This window comes from Microbacterium azadirachtae (genome assembly GCF_025583665.1).
Lineage (GTDB): Bacteria > Actinomycetota > Actinomycetes > Actinomycetales > Microbacteriaceae > Microbacterium > Microbacterium azadirachtae.
In genome coordinates this window covers 3,661,755-3,677,799 of record NZ_CP099706.1, presented here as the reverse complement: position 1 = coordinate 3,677,799, position 16,045 = coordinate 3,661,755, and the positions used below count along the sequence as shown (strand labels likewise).

The window sequence follows — 16,045 nt, the reverse complement described above, 5'->3', positions numbered from 1 at the left end:
GCGTTTGAATAGATCATGAAGGCTTTCGGATTCCTGTCCTTCGGGCACTACGGCGACGTGCCCGGATCGGCGACGCGCACGGCGGGCGACATGCTGCGCCAGACCATCGAGCTCGCCGAGGGGGCCGATGAGATCGGCGTGAACGGCGCGTACGTGCGCGTGCACCACTGGGCGCGGCAGGCCGCGTCGCCGATGCCCCTGCTGACCGCGATGGCCGCCCGCACCCGCCGCATCGAGGTGGGCACCGGCGTCATCGACATGCGCTACGAGAACCCGTTCCAGTTCGCCGAGGAGGCGGCCGCGCTCGACCTCATCGCCGACGGCCGCATCGCCCTCGGCGTGAGCCGCGGCTCACCCGAGACGGCACTGCGCGGCTACGAGACGTTCGGCTTCCACGATGAGGAGGATCCGGAGCGGGGCGGCGTCATGGCCCGGGAGAAGTTCGACCTCTTCCTCCAGGTCATCGACGGGGCAGGCGTGGCACCCGGCGACCCGCGGATGGTGGGCGCAGGCCGCTACCTGGCGATCGAGCCGCAGTCGCCGACGCTCCGCGACCACATCTGGTGGGGAGCCGGTTCGCGGGCCACGGCCGAGGAGACCGGGCGCAAGGGCCTGAACCTGATGAGCTCCACGCTGCTCACCGAGGCGACGGGTCAGCCGTTCCACGAGCTGCAGCGCGAGCAGATCGACCTGTTCCGCGCCGCCTACAAGGAGGCCGGCCACACCGGTGCGCCTCGGGTGTCGGTGAGCCGCAGCGTGTTCCCGCTGGTCTCGGACCAGGACCGCGCCTACTTCGGGCTGCGATCCGAGGAGAACCACGACCAGGTCGGGGTGATCGACGGCTTCCGCTCCACGTTCGGCAAGACCTACGCGGCGGAGCCCGACGTGCTGATCTCCCAGCTGAAGCAGGACGAGGCGGTCATGTCCGCCGACACCCTGATGCTGACCATCCCGAACCAGCTCGGGCCGGAGTACAACCTGCACGTGCTGCAGGCGTTCGCCGAGCACGTCGCGCCGGCGCTCGGCTGGAAGCCCAACACCGAGGGTCCCGTGCAGGGCGACCCGGTCTGAGTCCCTGCGCCCGCCCGCGATGCTTGCATGACCCTGCGACGCCTGCAGGACCGGATCCACGGATCCGTCCGCAGGCGTCGCGCGGTCCTGCAGACGTCGCAGGGGATGGGGGCGTCGCGCGGGACGCTGCACGGCACGGGGGACCGGGGCACCTCAGTCCCCGTCGGGAGGACCGAACAGGTTCTTCCCGTGCTTGTGCAGCAGGTTGTACGCGTCGATGAACGTCTGCGGCTGCTGATCCTCCGGCAGGCCGTAGCGTGCCAGGAGCAGCCCGAGCAGGCCCTGGGCGGGCGGGGTCAGCGGCTTGCCTGCATGTGCGTGCGCGGGATGCGGCGGCTTCGCCTCGGGGTTCGGCGGCGTGTACAGCGATGTCGTCACCGGCCAGTCGGCAGGGTGTCGGGGCTTGTCGAGGTTGATCAGCGCGAACAGGTCGTTCGCCGTCGCGTCGCGCCGGGTGAGCGGCTTCAGGCCGTGCAGCCGCGTGAGCGTGGCGATTACGGATCCGTGGTGCATCTGGTCGTTGATGATCGTGCCGCGGCGCGTGTAGGCGGACACCGCGATCGCGGGCACGCGGCAGCCGAGCCGGTCGAACCGGAAGCCCATCTCTCCCGCCCCGGAGTCGTCCGGCGGTGCGGCCTTCGGGGGCACGACGTGGTCGTAGGTGCCGCCGTGCTCGTCGAAAGTGATCAGCAGCAGCGTGTTGATCGCATTGGATCCGTTCGGCGACTTGCTGGTGCGGACGGCGTCGTAGATGTCGTGGATGAGATCGTCGCCCGCGCGCACGTCCGAGAACGCGCTGTTGATGATGTCGGATCCGTCGACGTCGCTCTCCCTGCGCGCCCCGAACGGCGGGTGGAAGTCGTTGTGGTTGTAGATCATCCGCGGCTCGATGAACGCGTAGGCGGGCAGCTCGCCGTGCTCGACGTCGGCGTAGAAGTCGTCCATGGTGCCGAAGTGCTCGGTGCGCCAGAACTTCTCCAGCACCGGCGCGTGCAGCACCCCCGTGAACGAGACCATCTGCAGCTCGTCGAAGTAGATCTTCCAGGTGAGCCCGGCGTCTTCGAGCCGGTTGAAGATCGTGGGCGACGGGGGCGCGTTCAGCCACTTGTCGTAGTCGCCGCCCTCGTGGTTGGTGACGAACCCGTGCGAGGTCGAGGCGTTGAAGAAGGTGCGGTTGCAGAACGTCTGCGACGGCACCGCGCAGAACCAATGGTCGAAGACGGCGAACTCGCGAGCGAGCGTCGACACGGTCGGCAGCATCTCAGGAGAGAAGGAGCCCATGATGCGCTTGCGCTCCTCATCCGTCGGCTCCTTGCCGTGCCTCAGGCGCATGAGGTTCACCTGGTAGTCGGTGACGAAGCCGCTCATCGTCGGCTCCTCGCCCTCGCCGGGGTGGTTGTACGGGGCGTGGAAGCCGTCCTCGTAGAGGAACGCGTTCTCCGCCGGGTTGATCGTGTTGTACAGCTGAGTGTTGACGTGCGGGTACATCTCGCCCGGATCCGGATCCGGCCACGTCATGATCTGATCCGTCGGGCCCTCGTAGACATGCGCGTCGTAGCGCACGCCGTCGAGCTCGTTGTAGTACTCGCCGAAGGCGAGACCCTCGAAGTCCTTGCCCTCCGGCAGGTCCTCCTTCGTGTAGAGGTACCCGAGCAGGTTGTCGAAGGAGCGGTTCTCGCCCATCACGACCACGATGTGGTCGAAGCCGGGAGCGTGCCGGGGTGCGAGTGCGCCGTAGTCGTCCAGTGCCTCGGCGAAACCGGCGCGCTGCCCGAGCGCATAGCCGGCCGCCGCGCCCGCGCCGCCGCCCACGACCGCACCGGCGGCCGTCAGTCCGCCGATGCGGAGGAAGTCCCTTCGGGAGCGTCCTCCGGTCTTCGCGCCGACGCCGTCTTCCGTGCCGGTGCTCTCCGTCGAGGCGGCTCCGCCGGCGCCGCTGCTCTCGTCGCCGGATGCCGGGGGGCTCTGTCGTCTGGCCATGCGGCGATCCTACTGAGGGCCCGGACGGGACCGCGGGCGGCGGCAGACGGGCCGCGACGGGCCGAGCGCGGGCCGATCCTCGCGGAGAGGTCCGGATAGGGTCGGGGGCATGGCGGAATCGATGGACTACTCGACCGAGGCGCAGGTGCGGCGCATCTCCGCCGACTTCGCGCGGCGGCGGGCCCGGATGTTCCTCGCGTTCGCGTGCGTCGAGGGGCCGGTGCTGCTCGGCGCGATCGTGGTCGTGTACGTGCTGAAGCTCGTGGATCCGCAGTTCGGCGTGTGGATCCTCCTCGCCGTGGCACTGCTCAGCGGGCTCTGCCTGAGTGCCCTCGTCATCAGCCACGCGAGGGCCGAGCAGCAGGCGATCCGCGATGTGGGCGGTACGCCGTTCCCGCCGTCGGGCGGCCCGACCTTCTGACGGCCGGCGAAGCACCGACGGTTCCCGGGCTCCGCTCGGCGGTCGCCCCGCCCGCCCCGGTACCCTGGAACCCATGCTCAACATGGCCGATTCCCTTGCGCGCCTGAGCGCCCTCGCCGAGGATCCGGTCGTCCGGATCCTGGCCGACGCGTTCTCGGACGCCGGGTTCGACCTCGCCGTCGTGGGCGGTCCGGTGCGCGACGCGCTGCTCGGACGCGCCACGCACGACCTCGACTTCACCACGGACGCCCGTCCCGACGACATCCTCCGCATCGTCGCGCCGATCGCGACCGCGCACTGGGACATCGGGCGCGAGTTCGGCACCATCGGCGCGCGCGTGCAGGGTGAGCAGGTCGAGATCACGACCTACCGCGCCGACGCCTACGACGGCGTGACCCGCAAGCCTGTCGTGGAGTTCGGCGACGACATCGACGGCGACCTGGTGCGCCGCGACTTCAGCGTGAACGCGATGGCCTTCCTGGTGCCGCAGCAGCGACTCGTGGATCCGACCGGGGGAGTGGAGGACCTGATCGCCGGGATCCTGCGCACGCCGACGGATCCGCAGGTCAGCTTCGGCGACGACCCGCTGCGCATGCTCCGTGCGGCCCGCTTCAGCGCGCAGCTCGGCTTCGGCATCGAGGAGCGCACGCTGGCGGCGATGGCCGAGCTGCGGCCGACGCTGTCGATCGTCAGTCCCGAGCGGATCCAGGCGGAGCTGATCCGCCTCCTGCAGTCGGATGACCCCGTGCGCGGCATCCGCGTGCTGGTCGACACCGGGCTCATCGACGAGTTCCTGCCCGAGGTCACCGCGCTGAAGCTCGAGATCGACGAGCACCACCACCACAAGGACGTGTACGAGCACTCGCTCACCGCCCTGGAGCAGGCGATCGTGCTGGAGCGGGTGCGCCACCCCGACGAGCCCGCCGACGCGGTCCTGCGTCTCGCGGTGCTGCTGCACGACATCGGCAAGCCGCGCACCCGCAGACTCGAGCCCGGTGGCGCGGTGAGCTTCCACCATCACGACGTGGTCGGATCCCGGCTCGCGCGCAAGCGCCTGCAGGCGCTGCGATTCGACAAGGAGTCGACCGACGCCGTGGCGAAGCTCATCGAGCTGCACCTGCGCTTCTTCGGCTACGCGGAGGGCGCGTGGACCGATTCCGCCGTGCGCCGGTATGTGCGCGACGCCGGAGACCAGCTCGAGCGCCTCCACATCCTCACCCGTGCCGACGTCACGACCCGCAACAAGCGCAAGGCCGCGCGGCTCGCGTCGGCCTACGACGACATCGAGCAGCGCATCGCGGCTCTGCGCGAGCAGGAGGAGATCGACGCGATCCGTCCCGAGCTCGACGGCAACGACGTACAGCGGATCCTGGGGATCCCTCCCGGGCGCGAGGTGGGCGAGGCCTACCGGTTCCTGCTCGACCTGCGCCTCGACGAGGGCGTCATCGGACCCGAGGCTGCCGAGCGGCGCCTTCGGGCCTGGTGGGCCGCACGGGACTGAGGTCGTCGCCCGCATCGACCGGATGCGCGACGGGGCCGACGGTGCCCTGCCCGTGGTGTTCGCCGCGCAGGGCGGCTTGGACGAGGTGCGTGAGGTCGATCGAGACGATCCGAGGTTCCGTCACGTCTCAGCCCGCCGGCGTGGAGGTCGCTGAGGGACCGGGGGTCGCGGCGGACGGCTGCGGTGTCGGGGAGGCCGTCGGCGGCATCGTCGCACCGGTCGTGGGCGGGGGCGTCACCGTGAGGGCGCGATCCGGCGCGCGCAGGAACGGAGGCTGCGGCGCGATCGTCGTCGACGGGTCGAGCTGACCCGTCTGGTCGTCGACCCGACCCAACTGCAGCGGGTAGACGTTCCAGACCGGCCGCCCCTGCGCATCCCGATAGGGGAGGGTCGTGGTGCCGCTGTCGCCCGGGCCCCAGAACGCCGCGGCGCTGTCGTACTGATCGCTGTCGCGTCCCATGAGGTTCAGCGGGGTGCCGCGGTTCGTGTACACCTGCGCGCCCTCGATGGGTGTGCCGTCCTTGTCGTAGACGAACAGGTTCACGACGCGATCCCCGTCGAGGGACAGGCCGGGCGCCGGCTGATTGACGACCTGGACCGTGTCCCGATTCGTCACCGCCGTGAGGAAGGTGCCGAGGGCGATAGGCAGGATGAGGAGAGCGATGACGCTCACGATGGTGCGGATGTGCTTCAGACGATTCCTCGGCAGCCAACGGCCACGCCCCCATTGCACGCTGACCACCGTCAGCAGGATGAGGAGCGTCCACGCGAGGATCCGCGTACCGGGCCATCCCTGCGTGAGCATCGTCCAGATTCCGTAGCCGAGCAGCACGCTCACCACGGCGAACATTCCGAATCCCCGCGCGAGCCACCACAGAGGCCGGAGCGCGCCCAGGACTCCCAGGATCTCGACCCCTGCGTGAGAGGACCGGATCCTTCCGACGCCTCGTCCCGCGGCGCCGGCGACCCGCTCATGCCAGGGCGTCCTCGTCGGGGCGACCGCGGCGGCAGCACGCTCGGGCAGTCCCGCCGCGCTGCGCAGCTCCTCGGCGTACGCCGCAGGATCGCCGAGCTCGATCGCGCCGCCGTTGTCGGCCGCCTGGTCGGTGAGGTCGCCGACGAGTCCCTCGACGAGGTCGTCCACCTCATCGGACGGCAGATCGGCGAGCTGTGCGCGGACGGCGTCGGCGAAGATGCGGATCCGTTCCGCGGCGGCCAGGGTGGTGTCGTTCATCGCTGCGCTCCTTCGGAGAGGATCCCGGTGGGTTCGGCGGGGGGATGGAACAGAGGGCGGGTCGGGGCCTCGGCGGCGGGGACGGATCCGGCCGCGGCCGGCGGGATGTGCGGGGCGAGCAGCCCCGACATCGCCACCGCGAACTGGGACCACGTCGCGATCTGCTCGTCGAGCAGCCCCTTGCCGTGCCCGGTGATCGCGTAGTACTTGCGGTGCGGGCCGCCGTCGGACGGCACGACGTAGCTGGACAGGGCGCCGGCGGAGTAGAGCCGACGGAGCGTGCCGTAGACCGATGCGTCCCCGACGTCGCCGATCCCGGATTCGCGGAGGCGGCGCACGATGTCGTACCCGTATCCGTCCTCGTCGCGCACGACCGCGAGCACGGCCAGATCCAGCACTCCCTTGAGCAGCTGCGTGGTGTCCATTCACCCTCCTCCGCAGCCGCGATCGACTGCGTTGCTCTGCACGCTACCACGCAACGCACAGTAGTGCGGGTAGCGCGTCATCATCGACGCTGCGCCGTGTCGGGCAGCGCCTGTGCGCCTGGTCGAACGGCGGGACGGAGGTCGCCCTGAGGCGTGTCTAGCCCTGAGCCTGGAGGCGGAGCCCCGCCAGGAGCAGGTCGAGCCCCCCGAGGAACTGGTCGCGGTCGTCGTGGCCGTCGAACTCGTCGAGGATGTGGTGGATGAACGGGAAATCGGCCGCATCGAGGGCACGCCACTGCGCGGCAGCCGAGGCCATGTACTCCTCGCGGCTCACCTCGCCCGACACCACGGCGGCGGGCGGCTCCTGCCCGAGATCGGCGGCGGTGCCGATCACGTAGCCCACGACCGCCGAGGTGGCGTGGAAGGTCTGGCGCGGCGTGAGATCCAGTCGCATCACGTGCTCCCCGATCCGCTCGTAGAGCTGCAGGGAGTGGATCTGGCTGGTCGTGTCGCGGAGGGCGTAGGCGCCGAGCCACGGGCGGTCGACGATCGCGTCGAACATGGTGAGCGCGATGGTGCGGATGTCCTCGATCGGATCCCCGCCGCCGACGTCCGCCGTCGCCTCGAGCACGCCGGCGAGCACCGAGTCCGCGGCGAGGTCGAGCAGCTCGTCGCGTCCGGACACGTACCAGTAGACGCTCGCGACGCCGCCGCCCAGCCGCGTGGCCAGTGCGCGGATGGTCAGCCCCTGTGCGCCGGACTCGTCCAGGATCTCGACCGCGCCGGCGAGCACCGACTCCAGGGAGTGGGAAGCGCGGGAGCGCGTGCGCGGACCGCGCGGCCGCACGGGCCCGTCGCTCTGCTGCGGTGTGGATGCCATGGCTCCATCCCACCATGACGGGCGGCTCTGCGCGGGAGGCGCTTGCACATCATCGAACATCGTTCTATTCTATCGAACGACGTTCGGTGACCGAACGCTGTTCGATTCACCTTCTCGATTCGGAGGAATCGCCCATGACTCCCGCACCCGCGCCCGCGCTCGCCCGCGCACGCACCTACCCGTCCCTGCGGGCCGCCTGGATCCCGCTCGCCGCTCTCTGCCTCGCGTTCTTCGTCGAGATGGTCGACAACACCCTTCTTTCGATCGCGCTGCCGACCATCGGTCGCGAGCTCGGAGGCGACACGACCTCGCTGCAGTGGATCACGGGCGCCTATTCGCTCACGTTCGGCGGCCTGCTGCTGACCGCCGGCTCGATCGCCGACCGCTTCGGCCGACGCCGGGTGCTGCAGATCGGACTCGGCCTGTTCGGGCTGATCAGTCTCGCCGTGCTGCTCATCACCTCCACCGGAGAGCTCATCGTGCTGCGCGCCGCGCTCGGCGTCGCCGCAGCGGCGATGGCCCCGATCACCAACTCGCTGGTCTTCCGGCTGTTCGACGACGAGAAGCTGCGGATGCGCGCCATCACGCTCATGATGGTCGTCGGGATGTCCGGCTTCGTCCTCGGCCCGCTCCTGGGCGGCACGATGCTCACGCATCTGCCCTGGCAGTGGCTGCTGCTCGTGAACGCGCCCATCGCGCTGATCGCCGCCGCGGGCGTCCGCTTCGGCGTTCCCGCCGACTCGGCCGACGGCCTCACCACGGACCGGCTCGACCTCCCGGGCGCCGCGCTCAGCATCCTCACGATCGGGCTCGCATGCTACGTGCTCACGAGCGGCATCGAGAACGGATGGGCATCGCCCCTCACCCTCGCGATCGCGGTCGGCGCCGTGGTCTCGCTCGTGCTGTTCATCGTCCGCGAACGGAGGGCGGCCTCGCCGATGCTCGACCTGTCGCTGTTCCGCCAGGGAACCGTGCGGGGCGCGGCCATCGCCCAGATCGGGACCTCCGTCGCGATGGCGGGCGTGATGTTCGCCCTGATCCTGCACTTCCAGTACGCGTGGGGCTGGTCGCCGCTGCAGGCGGGACTGGCCAATCTGCCGCTCATCGCCACGATGATCCTCGCCACGCCCCTCACCGAGTGGCTCGTGCGCCGGTGCGGGCACCGAATCGCGTGCCTCATCGGAGCGGGACTGCTCGCGGCGGGCCTCGGGCTCATGGCCTGGGCCGTCCAGCGGGACTATGTGGCGATCGCCGTTGCGATGGTCGTGATGACGGCGGGCCTGCGCACGGTCATGACGATCTGCGCCGTCGCGCTGGTCGGCGCCCTGCCCGAGAACCGCACGTCGATGGGCGCCGCCATGAACGACACCGCGCAGGAGCTGGGCACCAGCGTCGGCACGGCCGTCGTCGGCACGCTCATCGCGGCGCTCGTGACGGTGTCGCTTCCCACCGGGGCATGGGCTCCCGCGCTGGTCGCCTCGTTCTTCCACGGTGAGCAGGCGGTGTTCATCCTGCTCGCCGTGGCGGTGGGGGTCATCTCGGGCGTCGGCGCGCTCACCCTCACCGACGCGCGCACGGTCGACGAGCACGCCCCCGAGGAGCAGGAGCACGTGCCCGCGGTCTGACGCGGAGGCCTGTCTCCGATCCCGGCGCTGCGGCGCGCCCGTCGCCGTACACTGGATCCACTCCGTCGCCGACGATCGGAGACCTCGTGTCCTCGCCCTGGCAGCCCTCCCGCGATCCTGCCCCCGCCGCCTCGCGCCTGCTCATCGAGCGCGCGCACGAGGAGCTCGTGGCCGGCAACGTCGAGGACGGGCGCCTGCAGAACGTGCGCTCGCTCGTGCGCGAGTCGTGGGAGCGGTCGTGGCGGCAACGCGTCGGCGCCGAGGGACTGCCGCCGCTTGACTTCACCCTCGAGGCCCTCGACGCCTACCGGCTCGCCCACCCTCTCGCGGGGGCGATGGACACCATCCGTTCGCTGCTGCTTCCGGGATCCGCAGAGGACTCCGGCGTGATCGTCGCCGTCGGCGACCATGCCGGACGCCTGCTGTGGGTCGAAGGCGACCTGAACCAGCGGATCCTGTCCGGAGAGATGGGCTTCGTCGAGGGCGCGAACTGGTCGGAGCGCTCGGTCGGCACCTCCGCCCCCGGCACGGCCCTCGAGCTCGGCGCCTCGGTGCAGATCCACGGGGCCGAGCACTACAACCGTCTGGTGCAGCCCTGGTCGTGCACGGCCGCGCCCGTGTTCGACCCGGAGGACCGTCGCATCCTCGGGGTGATCGATGTCACCGGCGGCCCGGAGGCGGCCAGCCCCCAGGCCCGCATGCTCGTCGACGCCACCGCGCGCGCCGTCGAGGCGGAGCTGCTCGTCGCACGCCTGCGGGCCCGTGCCGAGCCCGTTGCCCCCGCCGCTACGCCGCACCGGAGGCAGGCCCCGGACCGCGCCGCGCTGCGGGTGCTCGGCCGGGACCGGGCCCGGCTCGAGGTGGCCGGGGAGGAGGGAGAGCGGTTCGTCGAGCTCAGCGCACGCCACGCGGAGATCCTGCTGCTGCTCGCGGTGCACCGTCAGGGGCTCAGCGCCGACCGGCTCGCCGAGCTCGTGTACGGGGAGGGTTCGTCGGCGGACACGCTGCGCCCGGAGATGGTGCGCCTGCGCAAGATCCTGGAGCGGATCTGGCCGGCGCTCGTGCCGGAGTCGCGTCCGTACCGGCTGAGCGTGCCGCTGGAGACCGATGCGCAGGACGTGCTGTCCCTGCTTGATCGCGGGGCCCACCGGGTGGCGTTGAGCGCGTACCGCGGACCCGTGCTGCCCGACTCGACGGCGCCGGGCGTGGAGGAGTACCGCGAGTCGGTACGCTCCACCCTGCGCGAGACGATGCGCACCGAGGCGAGCGTCGACGTGCTGCTGAGCTACGCCGAGATCCCCGAGGGCGCCGACGACGCGGAGATCCTGCGGCTGTGCCTGGAGCTCCTGCCGGCGCGCTCGCCGAAGCGCGCGGGCCTGGTGAGCCGCATCGAACGGCTCGAGCAGGCCTGACGCTCCCTCTATTTGCGTCAAACCGTGGGTTCCGGCCCCCGAATCCCACGGTTTGACGCAAACAGACGGAAGGGGGGAGGGGCGCGCGGGGTGCAACCCGATGCAACGTGACGCACGGGGGTGCAACGTGCGCGCGCCTACCGTCGAGGCACATCCACCCGCGCGGCATCGGAGCCGCGGTACGTCGAAGGAGACGCGATGACCATCATCGAGGAGAGCGTGTCGACCGCCTACGCGGCCCCCGGCCAGCCGGGCGCGCTCGCGAACTACCGCCCGAGGTACGGGCACTACATCGGCGGCGAGTTCGTCGAACCCGTCAAGGGCCAGTACTTCGAGAACATCAGCCCCGTGAACGGCAAGCCGTTCACCGAGGTCGGCCGCGGCACGAGCGAGGACATCGACCGCGCGGTCGACGTGGCCTGGAAGGCGTTCGCGAGCTGGGGCAAGACCAGCCCCGCGGAGCGGGCGAACATCCTGAACCGGATCGCCGACCGTATCGAGCAGAACCTCGAGGTCATCGCGATCGCCGAGACGTGGGAGAACGGCAAGCCGGTGCGCGAGACGCTCGCCGCCGACATCCCCCTCGCCGTCGACCACTTCCGCTACTTCGCCGGCGTGCTGCGCGCCCAGGAGGGCGGCATCAGCCAGCTCGACGAGAACACCGTCGCCTACCACTTCCACGAGCCGCTCGGAGTGGTCGGCCAGATCATCCCCTGGAACTTCCCGCTGCTGATGGCCACCTGGAAGCTCGCACCGGCGCTCGCCGCGGGCAACTGCGTCGTGATCAAGCCCGCCGAGCAGACGCCGGCGTCGATCCTCTTCCTGTTCGACATCATCGGCGACCTGCTCCCGGCCGGCGTCGTGAACATCGTCAACGGCTTCGGCATCGAGGCCGGCGCACCCCTCGCGCAGCACAAGCGGATCCGCAAGGTCGCCTTCACCGGAGAGACCACCACGGGTCGCCTGATCATGCAGTACGCGTCGCAGAACCTCATCCCGGTGACCCTCGAGCTCGGCGGAAAGAGCCCGAACGTCTTCTTCGAGGACGTCGCGAGCTCCACGTCCGACCCGTATTACGACAAGGCGCTCGAGGGCTTCACGATGTTCGCGCTCAACCAGGGCGAGGTCTGCACCTGCCCGTCCCGCGCACTCATCCAGCGCTCGATCTACGACGGCTTCCTCGCCGACGGACTCGAGCGGGTGAAGAAGGTCGTGCAGGGGAACCCGCTGGATCTCACCACGATGATCGGCGCACAGGCCTCCAACGATCAGCTCGAGAAGATCCTCAGCTACATCGACATCGGCACGCAGGGCGGCGCGCGTCTGCTCACGGGCGGTGAGCGCGTCGACCTCGGCGGCGACCTCAGCGAGGGCTACTACGTGGCTCCGACGGTGTTCGAGGGCACGAACGACATGCGGATCTTCCAGGAGGAGATCTTCGGGCCGGTGCTGTCGGTGACGAGCTTCGCCGACTTCGACGATGCGATCTCGATCGCGAACGACACGCTCTACGGACTCGGCGCGGGCGTGTGGAGCCGCAGCGGCGACACCGCCTACCGCGCGGGCCGGGCCATCGAGGCCGGCCGCGTCTGGACCAACACGTACCACCAATACCCCGCGCACGCGGCGTTCGGCGGCTACAAGCAGTCCGGCGTCGGCCGGGAGAACCACAAGATGATGCTGGACCACTACCAGCAGACGAAGAACCTCCTGGTCTCCTACGCCGAAGGCCCGATGGGCTTCTTCTGATCCGGATCCGACGAACGGGCGGGCACCCCACGCAGGTGCCCGCCCGCATGACGAGAGGAGCGGCGATGCCCGAATTCCACCGCGTCGACGTCTCACCGGAGGCGGCGGCGCTGCTGCGTGCGCTGACCGCGCAGCACGGCCCGCTGATGTTCCACCAGTCCGGCGGATGCTGCGACGGCTCCGCGCCCATGTGCTACCCGGTGGGCATGTTCCTCACCGGACCGGGGGACGTGCTGCTCGGCGATCTCGACGTCGGCGTCGAGGAATCCGTGCCCGTATACATGTCCGCGTCGCAGTTCGAGTACTGGAAGTACACGCACCTCACGATCGACGTCGTCGACGGACGCGGATCCGGATTCAGCGTCGAGTCGCCGACCGGCAAGAGGTTCCTCACGCGCTCGCGGATGCTCGACCAGGCCGAGCTCGAGCACTTCGCGCTGGCCTGATCGAGCATCCCGGGTTCGCTATACCCAGTACGTGAAGTGATACAGCCCGTCGCCGCGAAGTTCGCAGTTCTGCGCGATCTGATATCCGCTCTTCGCGAACTGTCGTTGGTCTGCCTGGCAGCCGCTCAGCGAGGTGTATCCGCCCGATCCGACCTGCGTGGCCGCAGAAGCGCTGGGCGCCACGGCCAGCGTCAGTGCCGCCGCGAGCACAACTCCTCCAGCCGCTGAAGCGAAATGGTTCTTCTTCATGTGGACTCCTCCGGTTACGTTCATTGACGAACGTCTCCGGCCCCGATGCCGGAGAACCTTGAGGCTACCCCGCTCGAACAGCTCGCCGCAGGATTTGCGCCAACCCAGATCACGGCTCGGCCTCGGATCTCCCGAGAAAAGCGCAGGCGTGCATACAATCGGGTGTCCCGTGCGCCGTGAACCCCGACGGCCATGGATGTTGCGGCCGCGCTGAACTGCGGCCACGGAACCGATACAGAGGTGTATATGTCATTCCACAGCACACGAGGTCGCCTCGGCCTCGCCATCGGCGCGCTCGGCGCCACAGCCCTCGTCCTCGCGGGCTGCGCGACGAGCAGCACGGGTGGCGGCGGCTCGACCGGAGGATCCGGCGGCAGCACGATCACGGTCGGCACCACCGACAAGATCACGTTCCTCGACCCGGCCGGCTCGTACGACAACGGCTCGTTCGCGGTGATGAACCAGGTCTATCCGTTCCTGATGAACAGCAAGTACGGCACGGCCGAGGTCACCCCGGACATCGCCGAGTCGGCCGAGTTCACCTCGCCGACCGAGTACACGGTCAAGCTCAAGAAGGGCCTGAAGTTCGCCAACGGCGACCCGCTGACCTCGGCCTCGGTGAAGTTCTCCTTCGACCGCCAGCTCAAGATCAACGATCCCGCGGGTCCCGCGGTGCTGTTGAGCAACCTCGCGAGCACCGCGGCACCGGACCCGACCACGGTCGTCTTCACGCTGAAGAACGGAAACGACCAGATCTGGCCGCTCATCCTCTCCAGCCCGGCGGCTCCCATCGTCGACGAGAAGGTCTTCTCGGCCGACAAGGTCACCGATGACGACACGATCGTCAAGGGCAAGGCCTTCGCGGGTCAGTACGAGATCACCGACTACAAGAAGAACCAGCTCATCTCCTACAAGCCGTACGCCGGCTACCAGGGCGAGCTGGGCAAGGCCGCCAACAGCCAGGTCAACGTCAAGTACTTCGCGGACGCGTCGAACCTCAAGCTCGCGATCGGCAACGGCGACATCGACGTGGCGTTCCGCAGCCTGTCCGCCACCGACACCGCCGACCTCTCCAAGAACAAGAAGGTCAAGCTCGTCGAGGGCCCCGGCGGCGAGATCCGCTACATCGTCTTCAACTTCAACACGATGCCCTTCGGCGCGACCACTCCCGAGGCCGACCCGGCCAAGGCGCAGGCCGTGCGCCAGGCGGCGGCCGACCTCGTCGACCGCGCGGCGATCGCGAAGGACGTCTACAAGGACACCTACAGCCCGCTGTACTCCTTCGTCGCGGACGGCATGTCCGGGGCGACGACCCCGCTGAAGTCGATGTACGGCGACGGCAACGGCGGTCCGTCGCTCGACAAGGCGAAGAAGGTCCTGTCGGACGCGGGCGTCACCGGCCCGATCACACTGAACCTCCAGTACAACGGCGACCACTACGGCCCGTCCTCGGGTGACGAGTACGCCGCGATCAAGGCCCAGCTCGAGCAGGGCGGCCTGTTCACCGTCAACCTGCAGAGCACGGAGTGGACGCAGTACTCCAAGGATCGCGTCGCCGATGTGTACCCGGCCTACCAGCTCGGCTGGTTCCCGGACTACTCCGACGCCGACAACTACCTGTCGCCGTTCTTCACGACGGACAACTTCCTGAAGAACCACTACGACAACAGCGCGGTCAACGACCTCATCGTGAAGTCGCAGACCGAGACCGACAAGGACAAGCGCATGGCGGATCTGGCTCAGATCCAGGACATGGTCGCGAAGGACCTGTCGACCCTGCCGCTGCTCCAGGGCAAGCAGATCGCGGTCACGGGCGCCGATGTCAAGGGTGCGACCCTCGACGCCTCCTTCAAGTTCCGCTACGCGCCGCTGAGCAAGTAGCGCATCCTCAGACGGGGCACCGCCGCACACGCGACGGTGCCCCGTCCTCGTCCGGGCGCAGCGCAGCGCCCACCCTCCTCACGAAGGTTCTCCATGTCCGTTGACGCCCTCGCCGCAGACCCCGTGGCGACGCGCCCCGCCTCCTCCGGAGGAGGACTGTGGCGCTATATCCTGATCCGCCTGGTGCTGATCATCCCGACCGTCCTCATCCTGGTCACCCTGGTCTTCTTCCTGATGCGGATCACCGGCGATCCCATCACTGCCGCCCTCGGCGGCCGCCTTCCTCCCGACCAGCTCGCCGCGCGCGTGCACCAGGCGGGCTACGACCGGCCCGTCCTCATCCAGTACTTCGAGTACCTGGGCAAGATCCTGCAGGGCGACTTCGGCACGACCATCACCGACGGCCAGCCCGTCACGCAGGTGCTGCTGACCTACGGATCCGCCACGCTCGAACTCGCGATCTACGCGCTCATCGTCGCGTTCGCGGTGTCGATCCCCCTGGGCCTTGTCGCCGCGCACCGCCGCGACAAGTGGCAGGACGCCTCGCTGCGGATCATGGCGATCCTCGCGTACGCGACCCCGATCTTCTTCGTCGGCCTGCTCCTCAAGCTCGTCTTCTCGGTGTGGCTGGGCTGGATGCCCGTCTCGGGCCGGGCCAGCACCCAGACCGAGCTGCTCATGAGCGGGGTGAACACCCCCACCGGCATCTACCTGCTCGATGCGATCCGGCTCGGCAACGGACCGGCCATCGGTGACGTGCTGTGGCACGCGATCCTGCCCGCCCTCGCCCTCGGGCTGCTGACGGCCGGCATCTTCCTGCGCCTGATCCGCACCAACGTGATCGGCACCCTCGGGCAGCAGTACGTCACCTCGGGTCGCTCCCGCGGCGTGAGCGAGTACCGCCTGGTCACGAAGCACGCGTTCCGGCCCGCGCTCATCCCGATCATCACGGTGATGGGCCTGCAGATCGCACTGCTGCTCTCTGGCGCGATCCTCACCGAGACCACCTTCGAATGGAAGGGCATCGGCTTCATGCTGAGCGAGTACCTCAAGGCCCGCGACTTCGTGGCCGTGCAGGGCATCGTCGTCATGATCGCCGTGATCGTCGCCGTGACCAACTTCATCGTCGACATCGTCGCCGCCATGATCGACCCGAGGGTGAGGTACTGAG

The 16,045-nt window shown here is 69.3% G+C and carries 14 protein-coding genes; 9 read left to right on the top strand and 5 right to left on the bottom strand.

All coding sequences use genetic code 11. The annotated features are described in order from the left end of the window. Window positions 1-15 precede the first annotated feature (15 nt). A complete protein-coding gene (locus NFX31_RS17355) occupies window positions 16-1,071 on the top strand; it encodes an LLM class flavin-dependent oxidoreductase (protein WP_045250204.1) in 1,056 nt (351 codons plus the stop codon). 153 nt (window positions 1,072-1,224) lie between these two features. On the opposite strand, the gene NFX31_RS17350 is transcribed toward NFX31_RS17355, so the two are convergent. After that, entirely contained in the window at window positions 1,225-3,051 is a 1,827-nt protein-coding gene (locus NFX31_RS17350) for an alkaline phosphatase family protein (protein WP_262956384.1), read from the bottom strand. Between the two features lie 109 nt (window positions 3,052-3,160). Here NFX31_RS17350 and NFX31_RS17345 point away from each other — a divergent pair, with 109 nt between their 5' ends. Both NFX31_RS17345 and NFX31_RS17340 read left to right on the top strand, forming a co-directional pair. Next, window positions 3,161-3,472: a hypothetical protein gene (locus NFX31_RS17345; RefSeq protein ID WP_091477903.1), complete on the top strand. Its 312-nt coding sequence runs from the start codon at window positions 3,161-3,163 to the stop codon at window positions 3,470-3,472. 73 nt (window positions 3,473-3,545) lie between these two features. Then, window positions 3,546-4,973: a CCA tRNA nucleotidyltransferase gene (locus NFX31_RS17340; protein ID WP_262956383.1), complete on the top strand. Its 1,428-nt coding sequence runs from the start codon at window positions 3,546-3,548 to the stop codon at window positions 4,971-4,973. 127 nt (window positions 4,974-5,100) lie between these two features. On the opposite strand, the gene NFX31_RS17335 is transcribed toward NFX31_RS17340, so the two are convergent. From NFX31_RS17335 to NFX31_RS17325, 3 genes are all read right to left on the bottom strand, one after another. Beyond that, entirely contained in the window at window positions 5,101-6,207 is a 1,107-nt protein-coding gene (locus tag NFX31_RS17335) for a hypothetical protein (protein WP_052674248.1), read from the bottom strand. Further along, window positions 6,204-6,632, bottom strand: coding sequence for a PadR family transcriptional regulator (locus tag NFX31_RS17330; RefSeq protein ID WP_338101478.1), 429 nt, complete (start codon window positions 6,630-6,632; stop codon window positions 6,204-6,206). Before NFX31_RS17330 ends, NFX31_RS17335 begins: the two co-directional genes overlap by 4 nt. 157 nt (window positions 6,633-6,789) lie before the next feature. Further along, entirely contained in the window at window positions 6,790-7,512 is a 723-nt protein-coding gene (locus tag NFX31_RS17325; protein WP_045250435.1) for a TetR/AcrR family transcriptional regulator, read from the bottom strand. Window positions 7,513-7,646: 134 nt separating this feature from the next. Between NFX31_RS17325 and NFX31_RS17320 the strand changes: the two genes are divergently transcribed. The 4 genes from NFX31_RS17320 (at window position 7,647) to NFX31_RS17305 (ending at window position 12,744) form a co-directional block, all read left to right on the top strand. Beyond that, window positions 7,647-9,137 carry an MFS transporter gene (locus NFX31_RS17320; RefSeq protein WP_262956382.1) on the top strand — a complete coding sequence of 497 codons (1,491 nt, stop codon included), beginning with the start codon at window positions 7,647-7,649 and terminating at the stop codon, window positions 9,135-9,137. Window positions 9,138-9,223: 86 nt separating this feature from the next. Further along, window positions 9,224-10,549: a GAF domain-containing protein gene (locus tag NFX31_RS17315; RefSeq protein WP_262956381.1), complete on the top strand. Its 1,326-nt coding sequence runs from the start codon at window positions 9,224-9,226 to the stop codon at window positions 10,547-10,549. A 198-nt stretch (window positions 10,550-10,747) separates the two neighbouring features. Beyond that, complete coding sequence (gene exaC, locus NFX31_RS17310) at window positions 10,748-12,298, top strand: acetaldehyde dehydrogenase ExaC (protein WP_045250432.1); 1,551 nt, start codon at window positions 10,748-10,750, stop codon at window positions 12,296-12,298. A gap of 65 nt (window positions 12,299-12,363) precedes the next feature. Continuing rightward, the gene (locus tag NFX31_RS17305; RefSeq protein WP_262956380.1) at window positions 12,364-12,744 is read left to right on the top strand and encodes a DUF779 domain-containing protein; all 381 of its coding nucleotides are present in this window, start codon (window positions 12,364-12,366) and stop codon (window positions 12,742-12,744) included. Window positions 12,745-12,762: 18 nt separating this feature from the next. Here NFX31_RS17305 and NFX31_RS17300 read toward each other — a convergent pair whose 3' ends face one another. Beyond that, on the bottom strand, window positions 12,763-12,993 hold the full coding sequence (locus tag NFX31_RS17300) for a hypothetical protein (protein ID WP_139168286.1): 231 nt from the start codon (window positions 12,991-12,993) through the stop codon (window positions 12,763-12,765). A 246-nt stretch (window positions 12,994-13,239) separates the two neighbouring features. Here NFX31_RS17300 and NFX31_RS17295 point away from each other — a divergent pair, with 246 nt between their 5' ends. Next, window positions 13,240-14,874: an ABC transporter substrate-binding protein gene (locus NFX31_RS17295; RefSeq protein WP_091477908.1), complete on the top strand. Its 1,635-nt coding sequence runs from the start codon at window positions 13,240-13,242 to the stop codon at window positions 14,872-14,874. Between the two features lie 93 nt (window positions 14,875-14,967). Next, window positions 14,968-16,044 carry an ABC transporter permease gene (locus tag NFX31_RS17290; protein WP_045250428.1) on the top strand — a complete coding sequence of 359 codons (1,077 nt, stop codon included), beginning with the start codon at window positions 14,968-14,970 and terminating at the stop codon, window positions 16,042-16,044. The last annotated feature ends 1 nt before the right edge of the window (window position 16,045 follow it).